This window comes from Nocardia sp. Tas62D01, assembly GCF_055232035.1.
Genome location: NZ_JBUYUZ010000001.1, coordinates 8,110,331 through 8,125,196, shown reverse-complemented (window position 1 = coordinate 8,125,196; position 14,866 = coordinate 8,110,331). Strand labels below are relative to the sequence as shown.

Below are 14,866 nucleotides of genomic sequence, written 5' to 3'. Positions count from 1 at the left end.
CTAAGCCCTGGGATGTCTCAAAGCTTGACCAAGCCACACCGGCAGCGCGGTTGTTTACTCTGGCTTACCCATGAATTGCAGGACGTGCACCGCAAGCGCCCATAGAGCGTAAGTACCGAGTTGACAAATGCCCGTGTGTCCGCAGCGGACAAGTTCCACGACAGCGGATCGGAGTGCACGGTCAGATTTCGGATAGCTTTATGGGCGTCGATCTCCCGCACTTCTTCTCTTGCGGCCGTGTCAGCCAGTCGTTGGGACAAAGGGGGCCACAAATCGCGCAGGGTGTACCGGTCGTCGTCGTTCCTGCAGACCGGCAGTCGCAACTTGCGTGTCGCGTAGTCGCAGATCGTCTCCAAGAGTTGTCCGGCGAGCGCACCGATACTACGCGGCTGACCTGAGACCATTATCGCATGGAGATCCTCGGTCAGTTCGTCGAAGTCGGCCGGAGCCATCTTAGCTTGTGATTTAAGGTGTTGGGTCGCGGTTGCGTGAGAACTGTTGTGTTCGTGTGTGTTTCGGTGGCAGTGGCTCGGCGTGTCCGCGTGACATGAAGGCGGCCACCGCTTCATGATCTTCGGGTTCCTGCGAAAGATCCTGAAGAAGAAGACGGTGGCCGTGGCTCAGATTGTGCCCGAGGCGGCGGGTTGTGGCGAGCGGACACGCTCGCCAGGACCGGATTGCCTTGCGGGATTTCGTTGTTCGTTCTACGACAGCCTCGCGGTGCGCGGTGATGCGTTGTTCGATTTGACCGATGCGGTGCTGTGTGCCGACGGGCCGGTGACCACGCTGGTCGGGCTGTCGTTGGCCCCGGAGCACCGTCGGGGGCACGGCGGGCTCTACGACGGTCTGGCTGCCGGGCAGATCCGCGTGGACCGGCTGCGTACGGCGCTGGCGGGTCCGCCGCTGCCCCGCGACACCCACGGCCGGCTGGTGCTGGCCGTGGATGTGAGCCCGTGGCTGCGGCCCGACGCGGTGACCAGCGCCGACCGGTCGTTCTGCCACACCTACTGCCGTGGTAAGGGCCAGGCACAGTTGATTCCCGGCTGGCCGTACTCGTTCGTCGCGGCGCTGGAAACCGGCCGGTCGAGCTGGACGGCGCTGCTCGACGCCCAGCGTATCGGCCGCGCCGACGACGTCACCGAGGTCACCGCCGCGCAACTGCGTGAGGTGATAACCCGGCTGCGGGCCGCCGGGCAGCACAACCCGGGCGAGGCGGACATTCTGATCGTGTTCGACGCCGGCTACGACATCATCCGCCTAACTTGGCTGCTCGCCGACTTGCCCGTCGAGTTGCTCGGCCGGGTCCGCTCCGACCGCGTATTCTGCCTGCCTGCTCCACTGCGGCGGGCCGGCACCAACGGCCGTCCCCGCCGGCACGGCCGGGAAGTCACGCTGAACCAGCCCGACACGCATCCCGAACCTTCCGCCGAAACACGCACCAACACAACCCATTACGGTCAAGCGCGAGCCCGATCATTCAATCGGCTGCACCCTCGCCTGCCCCACCGCGGCGCCTGGGCCGGCCATGACGGCCCGACCCCGGTCATCGAGGGCTCACTCATCGAACTGCGTGTCGAGCACCTTCCCGGCGACCGCAACCCGAAACCGGTGTGGCTGTGGCACTCCCGACCCGACACCACCGCCGACACCATCGACCGGTACTGGCAGGCGTTCCTACGCAGATTCGATCTCGAGCACACGTTCAGATTCTTGAAGCAAACCCTCGGTTGGACCCGCCCCAGGATCCGTACCCCCGACCAAGGCGACCGGTGGACCTGGCTCATCCTCGCCGCTTACACTCAACTCCGCCTCGCCCGCGGCCACACCACAGATCTGCGCCGACCCTGGGAAAAACCCGTCACGGACCCGGCCCGGCTCACTCCCGCCCGCGTCCGCCGCGGGTTTCGCCACCTCCGCCGGAAGACCACTCTGCCCGCCAGCGCGCCGAAACCCTCCCGGCCAGGACCCGGCCGCCCACCCGGGACCAAAAACCAGCATCGCGCCACCCACCCCGACGTCGGCAAACCCACCAAAAAAGGTGCCGCCGCTGACGCGGCGGCACCTTAAAGCAAAACCAGTCACGCCACGCCAGCGAGTACCTGACCAGTTACCGCTTGTTCAGCGGTTTGTATGTACTTCATGTGTATCTCTCCGAATTACCTTGATGCCCTGCGACATTCCGATGTTCCCATATAATCTCAATCCACCGACGAGTCTGGGTGTACAGCTCTTCGAGACTCGACATCGCAGGGCTGAGGCAAAGTCGATTTCTGGTGGGATGACCAGCTGAAACGCTTTGCGACACACCGATGTTTCGGTGTTGCGGGGCGGGCACGACATGGCGATCGATCATGAAGGTTCCTTACGCCTGAATGACCTGGAGCCTCGTCGTGCCCGCTGTGCCATCTTCGCCTATCGCCGTGCTCTCGAGCCAGTTGGGGGTGGTCGGGCCGGTTGACGCGGCGTCGGCTCCGAGCCTGCTACAGGTACTGGAACAGGTTCCTGATCCACGGGCCAAGCGAGGTGTGCGGCATCGGTTCTCGGCGATCCTGTTCATCTCGGTGTGCGCGATACTCACGGGCGCGAAGTCGTTCGCCGCGATCGCCGAATGGGCCGCCGATCGGGTGGAGGACACCCTCGCGGGCGTGGGCATTGCTACCGCGCCGGACGCGTCCACGATCCGGCGGGCGTTGACTGCGTTCACCGGGGACGGGTTCGACACGGCGATCGGTGCATGGCTGGCCGATCGGGTAGCCGTGACCAGAACCGGCACACGACGCCGCGGCGAACGCGCGGCGATCGCGGTGGACGGCAAAGCTCTGCGGGGTTCGCGCAGTGGCGCGGGGCGAGCGCGGATGGTGATGGCCGCCGTGGACCAGGACACGACGGTGACGCTCGGCCAGGTCGAGATCGATGAGAAGACCAACGAGATCCCGAATTTCTCGGTGGTTCTCGACCAGGTCCAGGACCTGTCCGGTGTCGTGGTCACCGCCGATGCCCAGCACACCCAAGACGAGCACGCTGTCTACCTTCGTGGACGCGGCGCCTACTAGGTGCTCACGGTGAAGGGCATCCGCAAGAAACTCCGCAAACAGTTGGCGAGCCTGCCCTGGGCTCAGGTCCCCGTCGGCACACCGAGAACGACCTGCGGCACGGCCGCGTCGTGACCCGCCGCTACAAAGTCGTCACGATCGCGGCGAGAATCCCGTTTCCCGATGCCGCCCAGGCCATCCAGATCACCCGCACCCGCAAGCGACGCGGCAGCAGCACACGCGCCCGCACCGAGACCGTCTACGCGATCACATCGCTGAGGGCCGAACAGGCCCAGCCGGACGAACTCGCCGGCTACATCCGCGGCCACTGGTCGATCGAGAACAGGTTGCATTGGGTTCGCGACGTCGTCTTCGGTGAGGACCTGTCCCGGGTCCGCACCGGCGGCGCGCCGCGGATGATGGCCGGCCTACCTCGCGATCAGTCTGCTCCGCCTTGCCGGTCACACAAACATCGCAAAAGCCTTACGCCGCAACCCCAACCACCCGAAACAAGCTATGAAACTGGTCATGATCAGCTGAAATGCGACTTTGCCTCAGCCCTGGGGTATATCCAAGACTCGCCATATCGGTACGCAGTGTGCCGTAGCGCTTGGCGATCTCGAGTGCAGTACCGGCGGTGCCGCCCGTGCTCGACGAGTTGTGCGCGCCCAGCCTGCGCGTTCCGCTACCGTCGCGGTGGATGCCTGATCCGGTAGACCTCCAGGATCAGCAGTTTCGACTGCTACTACACCGGCCACGATGTCTCCGGGCGGCCGCCGGTTACCCTCGGCCGCCGAACCACCCTGCGTAGTCATCGTCCATAACCACAACGGGAAACGTGTTTCACTCTGCAGAGGGTCGGTGGCACCACACAGCAGTGCCACCTCTCCCCTTTTACGCAGACCCCGATTGCCCTTGCACACGGGCCGCCGCCTTCCGACGAACGGCTACCGCAGAGCTACATCATCAGTATTCCATGAGATCTGTTGCGAGACTGGTCAATTCATTCTTATACGTCGAAATGATGCCGACCAGCGATTCGGATTGGGATTCCAGCGTTTGGATGATGGTTTCGAGGACCATAACCTTCCGCCGAAGTTTCGCGATGATCCGCGCCTGATCATTGATCGTCGTCGCTTGGTCGTGGATGATCGCCGCCGCACCGTCACCGGCGGCGGGCACGTTCCCGTCGGACACATGCTCGACCTCACCGACGGCTTTCCCCTCGACTACCTCCTCACTTTCCACAACGGCTATCTCTGCCACGGCCACCGGCTCTTCCTCCGGCTCCGCTGCCTCCTCAACCGCGGGGTCTTCTTCAGCTGCCGCTGACACTTCGGCCACTTCCGCCTCGACAGACTCGGGCTCGCCCACTTCTTCAGCTACGTCGACCACACCCACCTCGGCGACGGTCTCGTCCGCAGCGGATGCCTCGCTTTCGGCAGCCTCCACCTCGGCTTCTGCTTCGGTCTCGGCATCCTTTTCGCCGTCGGCTGTTGCTTCTTCCTCGGCGTCGACCGCCTCCACAACCACCGCCGACTCCGACTCCGACTCGGCCAGTTCGTCTTCGGCCACGACCTGCTCGTCGTCGAGCACCGACTCGGCTTCGACGACCTGCTCGCCCTCGGCAACGGGTGACTCAGCCGCCTCAGCTGCTACAGCTTCGGCCGTCTCCTCTCCTTCAGCGGATGCCTCGCTTTCGGCAGCCTCCACCTCGGCGACTGCTTCGCTCGCGGCATCCTCCCCGGCTTCAGCTGCTGGTTCTTCCTCGAAGACCGCCTCCACGCTCACCACCACGGACTCGGTAGCGGCTTCGGTCTCGGCCAGTTCGCCTTCGGTCCCCAGCTGCTCCTCGTCGAGCACCGACTCGGCTTCGACGACCTCTTCACCCTCGGCAACAGGCGGCTCCGTCATCCCCGCCTCAGCCACCGGCCCCCCGTCCGGCTCCGAAGCCTCCTCGACCGCAGCGACTTCCACGGCGGCCGCCTCTGCTTCGGCCACTTCCAACTCGAGGGGCTCGGTCTGCCCCTCTTCCTCAGCCACCTCAACCGCACCCACCTCGGCCTCGTCCGCGGCGAGCGCCTCGCTGTCAGCAGCCGCCTCGGCAATAGGTGACTCCGCCATCGCAGCAGCCTCGACCTCAGCTGCTTCGGCCTCGGCGACAACCTCATCGCCCTGTTCTGCGACGACATCCACCTCGGCCGATGTATCGGACTCGATGTCCGAACCGCCTTCAGCTACCGCCTCCGCATCCGAGGCGCCGTCCGTGACCGACTCCTCGTCAGCCACCCCGGACTCGTTTTCGCCGCTGTCGACGTCTTCCGTGATCTCCACGGCGGCCTCGACATCGGCCTCGCCCTCGGCGACAGCCTCGCCTCCAGCAGCCGCCACCTCCGATTCCTCGGCATCCTCTTCGGTGTCGACAGCCGACCCGGCTTGCGGCACTTCACCTTCGGCCGCCGTTTCCGCTTCAGCGTCGACGGCAACATCACCTGCATCTTCTGCAACAACCTCAGTCTCAGCAGCAGCCTCGCCCTCGACAGCCACCGCCTCCGTTTCCTCGGCTGCGTCCACAGTCTCGACTGCGGCTTCCGGGCCGACAGCCGACTCGGCTTGCGGCACTTCACCTTCGCCCGCGGGCTCGGCATCGGATGTTGCCGCTTCCCGCTCCGCGGTGTCCCCTTCTGCTCCGGCCTCAGCGGCAGTTGCTTCGACAGCCGGCTCCTCGGCACCCTCGACTGCCGCGGCTTCGACCTCGTCCTCGGCCACCGCTACCGAAACCTCCTTCGCTACTTCACCTTCAGCAGCCGTCATGCCTTCCTCAGCTGCCGGTTCGCCCTCAGCTGACCCCGTGTCGCCCACTGCGACACACGCTTCGACCTCGGTCGCGGTGAGCGTCTCCTGCTCGGCTACCGCCTCGCCTGCGTTAGCCGTCGTCGTCTCCTCGGCGGCGGCCGCGTCATCGGTGATAGTCGCCCGGTCGTCGGGAGTTGTCATATTTGCCTGGCCTTTCGAAAAAATGGGATCGATCCCCGGCTCGATATCCCCGGGGCTACACCTTCGTACGTAATCGAGATGGTCGCTGTCCGAATCCTGCTGTGTTGGCGTGTCATTCAGCGGAGACGCGTGGACATCGGTCGGCGCCCGGGAGCCCTGATCACCAACCGTCGGCCCCTCTCGAGCGGCTTCACCCGGTCGCGGCACTACACCAAGGCGCTGCGCTGCCCATCTGGTGAGACTCCACAACCCGAACCGACCGCCGAGCATGCGTTTCTCCGACGAAACTTTCTCTGCCACACCACATCCCAGATATCCAACCAGCCCGAACGTAGGTACTGTAGCGATAGTGCGCGAAGTCGGCGAGACGAACCGCCAAGGCTTCAGACAGCCGTGACCTGCCCGAGATCCGACACTGTGCGTAGCACGGAATCGCATGGGCGATGCAGCTGTAACCCGTTGCAGGCGTGTGTAATTCGATCCGGAGTGTCGGTGAACGGTGTTGTGGTAGGTGCCTGGTCGACGCACGGGCATGACCCGGGCCAGGCGCTGCTCAGTCCACGTGGTTAATCGGGCCGCCCGCCGCGCACCGACCGGGCTGCACTCGCCACCGTCAAGAACCTCGGCACACAGCTGCCATTCGACACCAGCCACCTGATATGTAGGCCGGTTTGTCAAGAGGCATGGGGAAGCGGCGTCCGGGACCGTCGTCGTGGACGCCGCTTCGTTTGCCGGATCGGTCCGTGTCGGGGGTGGCGAGCGTGTCGGTGTCGACGCGTTGTCAGTCTGATATGCGCGGGTTGGTTACCGCAGGGCGGACTGTTTCGGCTGGAGCGGGATCGCGGGTCTAGCGTCGAGCGTCCCCCCATAGGTGGCTCGCGGGTCGCTCCCAGACGCTTGTCGTCACCACCGAATCGGATCGGCCGGACATCGTGTGCCCCTTCCGTTTTGCGCCCCTCCCTGATCCTTGCCTGTTGGTCGTGGCGGGTTCGGGGTCAAGGTGGAGTCCCCGCAGCGCAGCGAGGAGAACCGACCTTGACGCCGGGCCCGACGGCGGCCGACGATCAGCCAGGTCAGGGCAGGGGGCTTCGCCGCGGGGAAGCCCTCAGTCGAGCACGGCGAGCGACCAGCACCAGCCGGCGAGTTCGCGGGCGATGGCGGTGTTGGCGACGGTGGCGCGTTTACGCCGTTCGTCGAAGCCGTGCCAGCGGGCGTGCAGGCGCCGGTTGCCCTGGTGCCCGCGGGCGCGTGCGGGGCGGACTCGCCTGGTCCCAGCGCCGCCGCAGCGCCACTCCGGGCCGGTAGGGGGCGCGGTGGTGCCAGGCGGCCTCGACCAGTAACCGACGCACATAACCGTTGCCGGTCTTGGTGATCGAGCCCTGCGAGCGCGAGGCACCCGAGGACGACTCGGTGGGCACCAACCCCAGATACGCGCCGATCGAGCGGCCGGTCAGCCGATGCCAGTCCCCGATCTCGGTGGCCAACCCGAACGCGGTCAACACCGAGATCCCGCGCAGGCACCCGAGCCTGGTCACCACCGGCGCGTAATCGCCCTCGGCGGCCATCTCCGCGATCGCCGCATCGAGGCGGTCCCTGCGATCCACACACGCGAGCATCGCGTCGAACGCGGTGTCGTAGGCCAGCTGCACACCGGGCAGGTCGAATCGTTGCGACCGTAACCACACCTCGTGCTTACCCGTCCACGCATTCCCGCCGTGATACACGATCCCTTGCCGCAGAAGCAGTTTCGACACTCGATGCCGCACCGACATCAAATCGCCGCGCACATCCTCGCGCGCACGAACCAGATCTCGCGCGGCTTCGCGCGCCACCGTCGGGATCGTCACCGCCACGATCTCACCCAGGTGCAGCAACCGGGCCAGATGCCGCGCATCACGTACGTCGGTCTTCACCCGATCCCCCGCCGGGCGCTGCAACTTCGACGGCGCCGCGACCTGACAGTCGATCCCGGCCTCGATCAGTCGCCGGGCCAGCCCGTAACCGGTCGGACCGGCCTCATAGGTCATCGCCACCGGCGGCGCCAACCCACCGATCCAGGCCAGGATCTCACCGTGATCCGGCGTGAGCCGACGCTCGAACAACTCACCGGTCTCACCGTCCAGACCACACGCCACCACCGACCGTGCGTGCACATCCAGCCCGACACTCGTACGCTGATTCCTCACTGGGCCTCCCACATCTTGTGGCTCTACCGCCAGGACCAACCCCTGTCGGCAACCCACGGTTACATGTGAGAGAGGCCCCAGCCTCCTCATACCGTCTAGCACGGGTGCGTATGGGCAATTGGCAGCGTGGTGACACGATCGGGCGCGGGCGATACTCTTCTGTTGCATTGTGGCCCGGCACTTACCGGACCCCTATATCGATGCGAGCCGACGCCGATCGTCACCGTCTGGTCCCTGTTCACCGCTTGACTCGTCCGGTCAGCCGCGCCAGCACGTCCGTTCGTTCGCTGCCTTCGGTTGTGTCGCCTGTCTTTTCGGGAGAACCCTCGACCCGCACGCCGTTCCAGAACGCGACGTGATTCTTGATCTTGCGGGCCAGTGGGCTCGGTTTCGGGTAGTACCACGCCGCGTCCGGGTTGACCTCGTCGCCGACGGTCACGGTGTAGTAGGAGGCGAGGCCCTTCCACGGGCACAACGTCTTGGTCCGGCTGACGCTGAAGTACTCCCCGCGCAGCGACTCCGGCGGGAAGTAGTCATTTCCTTCCACCCGGACCGTATGCGGTGCCTCGGCGATCACCATCCCGTTCCATATCGCGCGCATCATCTGTTCCGTACCTCCTCCACATCGAGTGTCCACGTCCATCGAACTGCACTGATAGGGCGGCAGGCCTGTGAATTGTCAGCGCGATAACACGATCGAGTCCCAACGCTCGGTCAGGATCTATGCGCCAGGATCCGCGCCCACCGGATCCCCGTGGCGGTCCCGGGCCGCGTCCGATCGTCTGCCGGCCTGGCGTATCGGCATCACCTCCGGCCTGGTCGGGATTCTGTGCTGCGTGGGCCCCACCGTGCTGGCGCTGCTCGGCATCATCGGCGGCGCCACCGCCCTCGCGTGGGCGAACAACCTCTACGACAACTACAGCTGGTGGTTCCGGCTCGGCGGTCTGGCCGTCCTGGTCGGCCTCGTGTGGTGGTCGCTGCGCCGCCGCAACCAGTGCAGCGTCGACGGTGTGCAGAAGCTGAAGTGGCGGCTGCTCACCGTCGCCGCGATCGCGGTCGGCACCTACGTCGTGCTGTACGCGGTGACCACCTGGCTCGGCACCTTCGCATGACTCTCATGACGACCAAGCCACATAGCGGCTGAGCCCCCGTGACGACATCCGACATCACCCAGCTTGATTTTTAACGCCTGGGTGTGATCGGTGGCACCCCTGTTGATCATGGGCGAGGCCCTTGGTTGATCATGTCTTCTTGCGACAGAAAGACTTTCACAACCGAGGGCTTCGATGAATAGTGTGCACGACATCGGCCGGACCGGTGTCGATGGGGATCTGTCCGGATTCCGTCAGGAGTTCTACCGGCGCGCGCTGGCCGGGGTACCACTGCCCAAGGCTGGCGATGGCCGGGTGGTGCTGGCGGTGGACATCACCAGTTGGCTTCGGCCCGAAGCACACACCTCACCGCAGCGGATCATGTGCCACACCTACGGCCGCGCCAAGGACTCCCACCTGATGATCCCGGGATGGCCGTATTCGGTGGTCAGCGCCCTGGAAACCGGCCGCAGTTCCTGGACCGCGCCGCTGGATGCGGTCCGGCTGGCCCCTGGTGACGACGCCGCCACCGTCACAGCCCAGCAGTTGCGCACGGTGATCGCCGACCTGATCGACGCCGGGCACTGGCAGCCCGGCGAACCGTACATCTGGATCGTGACCGATGCCGGCTACGACGCGCCTCGGCTGGCCTACAAATTTATCGCGCCGACATGATTTCATGCGGTTCGAGAACGGTGCAGGACAGCGTGTAGGGCCCGGCTCAGTTCGTCGGTCGCTTGCGCGGCGGTACTCGGGGCGGATTCTCGTCGCCAGGCGATGTAGCCGTCGGGTCGGACGAGTAGACATCCGTCCTCGGCGATTTCCCGGAGCCTGGCCCATTCGCCGTAGGCGTCGCGCAGCCCGGCGGCATCGAGCCGCCCGACCCGCAGATCGATGCCCAGTGCGCCACCCACCTCGCGCGCCGCCGGCAGCCAGCGGGTACCGCTCACCCCGGTGAGGATGGTGAAGCGGCCGTGGCCGATCACATCCAGCGTCGACACGCGCTGTCCGTGCTCGTCCGCCAGCCACGCGTGCGGAAGCTTCGCGCCGGGCCGGGTCGAGGGTTGATAGTACAGCTCGGGATCGCGGTCCCAGAGTTCGGCCGCCGCACCGTCGTCGAGGACCGCGGTGGAGCGATAGCGCTGATTCAATTCCACACCGTGAGTATTGAATTCGTAATTCTTCAGCTCGATGGCGTCCTGTAATGCCTGGCGATGCTTGGCACCGTCGCTGGTCTCGGCGCGGCAGGCCGCCAGCCCGGCCAGGATGCCGTGATCGTCGGCTCCGCCCGCGATGCCGAGCGCCTCGAAGATCGGCCCGAACTGGTCCCGGCTGAGGTTGGCCCGGTCCACGATCTGCTTGCCCACCGTAACGCGTTCGGCACTGTAGGTTTCGAGCAGGCCGGGGCCGGCTTCGCCGCGCACCACCATCGCCAGCTTCCACGCCAGGTTGTAGGCGTCCTGAATGGAGGTGTTGGAGCGAGCCCGTTCGACGGCGGATGCCGGTGCACCGCATCGCCGGCGCAGAACACGCGGCCGCGAGCGTAGGCGGTGGCGTAACTGTGGTTCACCGTCCACAACGAGGTCGAGGTGATCTCGACCGGGAGATCGGGCACCCCGACCAGATCCCGGACGATCGCCGCGGCGGCCGCCTCGTCAACCTCCGGCGGAGGCTGATCGATGTCGTAGCCCCATGTGAGCAACCACTCGTTCCACGGGCGGACCATACGCACCAAACCCATTCCGATACCGCCGGTTTCGGCGCCGGACCGCAGCACCCAGTACAAGACGCTGGGCCGGTGTGCGACGTAAGAGCGCATCTGAGAACTTGGTAGCTGTTCGGCGTGTGATGCCAGATATGTAGAGGGACTCCCGGTACGACTGAGGTTTCCATACCAAAACGTCGTCACCGAGAGTCCCTGTGCCAGTGTCGCTTACCTGCTCGTGTTCGTTGTGCCCGGCCCACGGCGAGTCCCCGATCACCTCGCCGGAATGCCCGTTCTACCCATCCTCGTCGCTGACCGACCCCGAGTGGGCGCTGCTCGAGCCGCTGCTGCCACCCCCGGGCAACCGCGGCGGCAAGGGCGGACGCGCGGAGAAGTGGCCGCGGCGGCTGGTCTGCGACGCGATCTTCTACCTGGTCCGCGGCGGCATCGCGTGGGCGCAGCTGCCACACGATTTCCCGCCAGCGAAGACCATCTACGACATCTACCGGAGGTGGACGAAAGCTGGTGTGTGGCAACGCATCCACGACGCACTTCGAGACCGGGCGCGGGTGCACGCCGGGCGTGACCCGCACCCGACGGCGGCGATCATCGACTCCCAGACCGTGCGCGGCGCCGACACCGTGGCCGCCGCCACGGCCGGTTACGACGCGGGTAAAAAGACCAAAGGCCGCAAACGCCACATCGCAACCGACTCGGCCGGGCTGCTGCTGGCGGTGGTGGTCACCGCCGCCAGTATCCAGGACCGTGACGGCGCCCACCGGCTGCTGACCGCAATGCGTGCCCGATTCGCCACGATCACGCTCGTGTGGGCCGACGGCGGCTACGCCGGACGGCTCGTCGAATGGGCGAAATCCGTTCTCGCACTGACAGTTCAGATAGTCAAACGCTGCGACAGCAGGTAGTCCGAGGAGTTGGCGGCGCGGTGGGCGTGGGATTCCCCGCGTGCGTCGAGAACTTATTGGGCGTGGTCGAAGGTGGCGGTGTCGATGATCGCGGGGTGGGTGTCGGTGACGGTGGCACCGCGGAACGTCAACTCGCCGAGGTAGGTTCGGTTGGGCAGGATGCGCAGGACGTGGTGGCCCGACCATTCGCGGCCGGTTGGCGCGGTGCCCAACCCACCGGACAGGAACCCGACACGCCTGATACCCGCCTCCTGCCGCAGCGGCCTTCGGGCACGCCAACGCACGAGGAACCGGCAACCCGCGACGCCCTCGCGGCTTGCTTGAGCCGTGTGCGGTGCCAAGTCGCAAGCACGGTTTTGAGGGGGACCCGCCCTTTCCCCAGAGTTCGTGCGAACTGAAGGGTCTTCGGGATGAACCGGGGTTGGTCCAGGGCTCCGGCGTTGTCGGTCTGCAAGCCGGTGAGCTGCGGTAATTAGCTGTGCGACACGCCGTTTCGGATGCGAGGCGGACACGGGTGGCTCGAGGAGGATGAAGGTTCCTTAGGCCAGAATCTTCCCCGGAGTCGCCCGTGTCCGTCTGTTCAGTATCCCTTGTCGAGCCCGTTGTGGAGGTGTTGGATCGACGGCGCGTCGAACCGGAAACCCACACGGTCGCACCGTGTTTGCTGGAGGTGCTGAAGACGGTTCCCGACCCGCGTGATCCCCGTGGAATCCGGTACCCGTTGGTGGGGTTGCTGGCGATCATGATCCTGGCCACGGCGGCGGGGATGCAGTCGGTGGCCGGGTTCGCCACCTGGGTGCGTACCGCGCCACCGGAAGTGTTGGCAGAACTGGGCATCCGAGTGCGTCGCCCGAGCGAGAAGACGTTGCGAACCCTCATCGCCAGACTCGACGCCGCGGATCTGGATCGCCGGTTGGGTGACTATTTCGCCGCCGTGGCCGCTGCCGCGGACTCCGGCGGACTGATGGCGGTGGCCCTGGATGGCAAAACCGTGCGCGGGGCGCGCCTGGGCGGGGGCCGCGCACCGCACCTGGTGTCGATCTTCGCCCACCACGCGCGATTGGTCCTCGGCCAGCTGGCAGTCGCCGCGAAGTCCAACGAAATCCCCACGGTGCGAAAGCTTCTGAAGGCAATGAACCGGACCGGGCTCATCGCCACGATCAATGCGATGCACACGCAGGTCGCCACGGCGAAACTGATCTGCGGGCAGCTCAAGTCGCACTATTTGATGACGGTGAAGGCGAATCAGCCCAAGCTGTTGGCTCGCATTATCGCCCAGCCGTGGGCCGAGGTCCCCATCGCCCACCGTGACGCCGACGCCAAGCCATCGCACGGCAGGATCGAGACCCGCACCATGAAGGTGCTGAGCGTGCCGCGCGGGATCGGGTTTCCCTACGCCCGCCAGATCATGCAGATCACCCGCGAACGCGTCCAGGTCACCACCGGGAAACTGACGGTCGAGACCGTATACGCCATCTGCAGTGTCACCTTCGAGCAAGCCAAACCCCGACAGTTAGCCGAATGGTTGCGAAACCATTGGGGAATTGAGAATGCGATCCACTGGGTCCGTGATGTGACCTACGACGAAGACCGCAGCACCCTGCGGACCGGCACCGCTCCGCAAGTCGCCGCGACGCTCCGAAACACGGCGATAAGCCTTCACCGCATCGATGGTGCCGCCAACATCGCCGAGGCCTGCCGGACGACAGCCTTCTCACCGAACAGAGGCCTCCACCTGCTGACGAACACCCAAAACCCTTGGTCGCAGGCTAGTTAGGCGACAACGCCGGAGCCCTGCGGGGTTGGTCATGGTTTATGGGTGGTTCGGGCCCTTGGGTTCGTGGGAACCGGCGGCGTCGTGTTGCTCGGCGGGGGTCTGCAGGAGTTGTCGTGCGATGGTGGCGTAGCGGATGGCGGTGGTGTCGTCGATGCCGAACACGGCGGCCAGGTGCAGGGGGTCGGGGCCGTGGGTGAGGGCTTCCTCGAGTTGGCGGTCGACTCGCAGGCGCTCGAGGGTGGCGGTGAGTCCGCGGCAGTTCTCGGTCAGCCAGTTCTCGCTGACCGCCCTGGTGGTCATGGCGGTCTGCTGGTTGACCGATCAGGTGCGGGTTGGCGGTGACGGGCCATCGACGGCTGCGGTGCTGCAGCCAAGCCAACAGCAGGGTCCTGGTTAGATCGTCGAGTGGGCGGGTCTTGCCGGCGAGAGTCAGACGCCGGTTGCCGAGGTCGATGTCGTCGAGGTGGAGCTCGCGGATGGTCTTGGGGCGAGCCGCGTGGACGGCGGCCAGAGCAAGCGCGAGGCGGGCGGCCGGTGTGATGGCTGCGGCCGTGGCCTGGCCTATCTCCTGCGGCAACAACGGCACGATGAGGTGCAACGGTCGCTGGCCGATACTGATGCCCCGGGTGGGGTCATTGAAGATCCTGCCGGTCTTCTTGCAGTGGCGAAACAGGGAACGAAGGGCCGTGAAGGTCTGGTTGCGCAGGCTTCCGGTCAGGACCTCGGTCGCGGCGGTGACGTCGGCGGCGGTGATCTCGCGCAGGTGCACATAACGTTGCGCCCATATCAGCAGGAGCGGAAGCACACGGTTGAGGTTCATCCGGACGGTGTGCTCATCGCGGGGCAGGCTGCGAGCCCCGCCCTGTCCTCGGATGCGTAACCAGTGCTCGACGTCGGCGGCCATCGGTGACGGCAGAACCGCGAGGCGGCTCCGCTTGAGGGCATCGAAGGAGGAGACGCGGTCATCGTTCAAAAGTCCTGCCAGGCCGAGGATTTCAGCGGTACGGGTGACGCTCAGGTCCCGGGAACGCAACGCCGGCGACAGCTGGGACCAGGCGATCAAATCCCCGGCCTGATGCGCGGCGAGCACGACCGCCAGCGCCCGGTTGGTCTCGACGACGATCCGGGTGTTCCAGCCTCGGGTCTCGGCCAGTT

At 65.8% G+C, this 14,866-nt stretch carries 13 protein-coding genes and 2 pseudogenes; 8 read left to right on the top strand and 7 right to left on the bottom strand.

Annotated elements, in window-relative coordinates; genetic code table 11:
- Positions 1-567: 567 nt before the first annotated feature.
- The 3 genes from ACV7NQ_RS39115 (at position 568) to ACV7NQ_RS39105 (ending at position 3,748) form a co-directional block, all read left to right on the top strand.
- Positions 568-2,067 (top strand): NF041680 family putative transposase, encoded by a 1,500-nt coding sequence (locus ACV7NQ_RS39115; protein ID WP_463364133.1) that lies wholly within the window; start codon positions 568-570, stop codon positions 2,065-2,067.
- A gap of 332 nt (positions 2,068-2,399) precedes the next feature.
- Positions 2,400-3,053, top strand: coding sequence for an ISAs1 family transposase (locus tag ACV7NQ_RS39110; protein WP_463364132.1), 654 nt, complete (start codon positions 2,400-2,402; stop codon positions 3,051-3,053).
- 56 nt (positions 3,054-3,109) lie between these two features.
- Positions 3,110-3,748: an ISAs1 family transposase gene (locus ACV7NQ_RS39105; protein ID WP_463365993.1), complete on the top strand. Its 639-nt coding sequence runs from the start codon at positions 3,110-3,112 to the stop codon at positions 3,746-3,748.
- A gap of 250 nt (positions 3,749-3,998) precedes the next feature.
- On the opposite strand, the gene ACV7NQ_RS39100 is transcribed toward ACV7NQ_RS39105, so the two are convergent.
- The 3 genes and pseudogenes from ACV7NQ_RS39100 to ACV7NQ_RS39090 form a co-directional block, all read right to left on the bottom strand.
- Positions 3,999-6,329, bottom strand: coding sequence for a hypothetical protein (locus ACV7NQ_RS39100; RefSeq protein WP_463364131.1), 2,331 nt, complete (start codon positions 6,327-6,329; stop codon positions 3,999-4,001).
- Between the two features lie 805 nt (positions 6,330-7,134).
- Positions 7,135-8,215, bottom strand: a pseudogene (locus tag ACV7NQ_RS39095) (IS110 family RNA-guided transposase).
- Positions 8,216-8,453: 238 nt separating this feature from the next.
- Positions 8,454-8,819 carry a DUF427 domain-containing protein gene (locus ACV7NQ_RS39090; RefSeq protein WP_463364130.1) on the bottom strand — a complete coding sequence of 122 codons (366 nt, stop codon included), beginning with the start codon at positions 8,817-8,819 and terminating at the stop codon, positions 8,454-8,456.
- A 115-nt stretch (positions 8,820-8,934) separates the two neighbouring features.
- Between ACV7NQ_RS39090 and ACV7NQ_RS39085 the strand changes: the two genes are divergently transcribed.
- On the top strand, positions 8,935-9,327 hold the full coding sequence (locus ACV7NQ_RS39085) for a hypothetical protein (RefSeq protein ID WP_463365992.1): 393 nt from the start codon (positions 8,935-8,937) through the stop codon (positions 9,325-9,327).
- Between the two features lie 174 nt (positions 9,328-9,501).
- Positions 9,502-9,981: a transposase gene (locus tag ACV7NQ_RS39080; RefSeq protein ID WP_463364129.1), complete on the top strand. Its 480-nt coding sequence runs from the start codon at positions 9,502-9,504 to the stop codon at positions 9,979-9,981.
- 2 nt (positions 9,982-9,983) lie between these two features.
- Here the strand turns inward: ACV7NQ_RS39080 and ACV7NQ_RS39075 are convergent, their stop codons facing one another.
- Positions 9,984-10,883, bottom strand: a complete 900-nt coding sequence (locus tag ACV7NQ_RS39075) for an aromatic-ring hydroxylase C-terminal domain-containing protein (RefSeq protein WP_463364128.1) — start codon at positions 10,881-10,883, stop codon at positions 9,984-9,986.
- Positions 10,799-11,215, bottom strand: a pseudogene (locus ACV7NQ_RS39070) (FAD-dependent monooxygenase); the annotation flags it as partial. The gene ACV7NQ_RS39075 and the pseudogene ACV7NQ_RS39070, both read right to left, overlap by 85 nt.
- Positions 11,216-11,226: 11 nt before the next feature.
- Here ACV7NQ_RS39070 and ACV7NQ_RS39065 point away from each other — a divergent pair.
- Positions 11,227-11,934 carry an IS5 family transposase gene (locus tag ACV7NQ_RS39065; RefSeq protein ID WP_463364127.1) on the top strand — a complete coding sequence of 236 codons (708 nt, stop codon included), beginning with the start codon at positions 11,227-11,229 and terminating at the stop codon, positions 11,932-11,934.
- Positions 11,935-11,987: 53 nt separating this feature from the next.
- Here ACV7NQ_RS39065 and ACV7NQ_RS39060 read toward each other — a convergent pair whose 3' ends face one another.
- Positions 11,988-12,275 (bottom strand): recombinase family protein, encoded by a 288-nt coding sequence (locus ACV7NQ_RS39060; RefSeq protein ID WP_463364126.1) that lies wholly within the window; start codon positions 12,273-12,275, stop codon positions 11,988-11,990.
- Positions 12,276-12,502: 227 nt separating this feature from the next.
- On the opposite strand from ACV7NQ_RS39060, the gene ACV7NQ_RS39055 reads away from it, so the two are divergent.
- The gene (locus tag ACV7NQ_RS39055) at positions 12,503-13,711 is read left to right on the top strand and encodes an ISAs1 family transposase (RefSeq protein WP_463360829.1); all 1,209 of its coding nucleotides are present in this window, start codon (positions 12,503-12,505) and stop codon (positions 13,709-13,711) included.
- Positions 13,712-13,747: 36 nt separating this feature from the next.
- Here ACV7NQ_RS39055 and ACV7NQ_RS39050 read toward each other — a convergent pair whose 3' ends face one another.
- Positions 13,748-14,011, bottom strand: a complete 264-nt coding sequence (locus ACV7NQ_RS39050) for a hypothetical protein (RefSeq protein ID WP_463364125.1) — start codon at positions 14,009-14,011, stop codon at positions 13,748-13,750.
- A gap of 163 nt (positions 14,012-14,174) precedes the next feature.
- On the opposite strand from ACV7NQ_RS39050, the gene ACV7NQ_RS39045 reads away from it, so the two are divergent.
- Positions 14,175-14,591 carry a hypothetical protein gene (locus tag ACV7NQ_RS39045; protein ID WP_463364124.1) on the top strand — a complete coding sequence of 139 codons (417 nt, stop codon included), beginning with the start codon at positions 14,175-14,177 and terminating at the stop codon, positions 14,589-14,591.
- Positions 14,592-14,866: the final 275 nt, after the last annotated feature.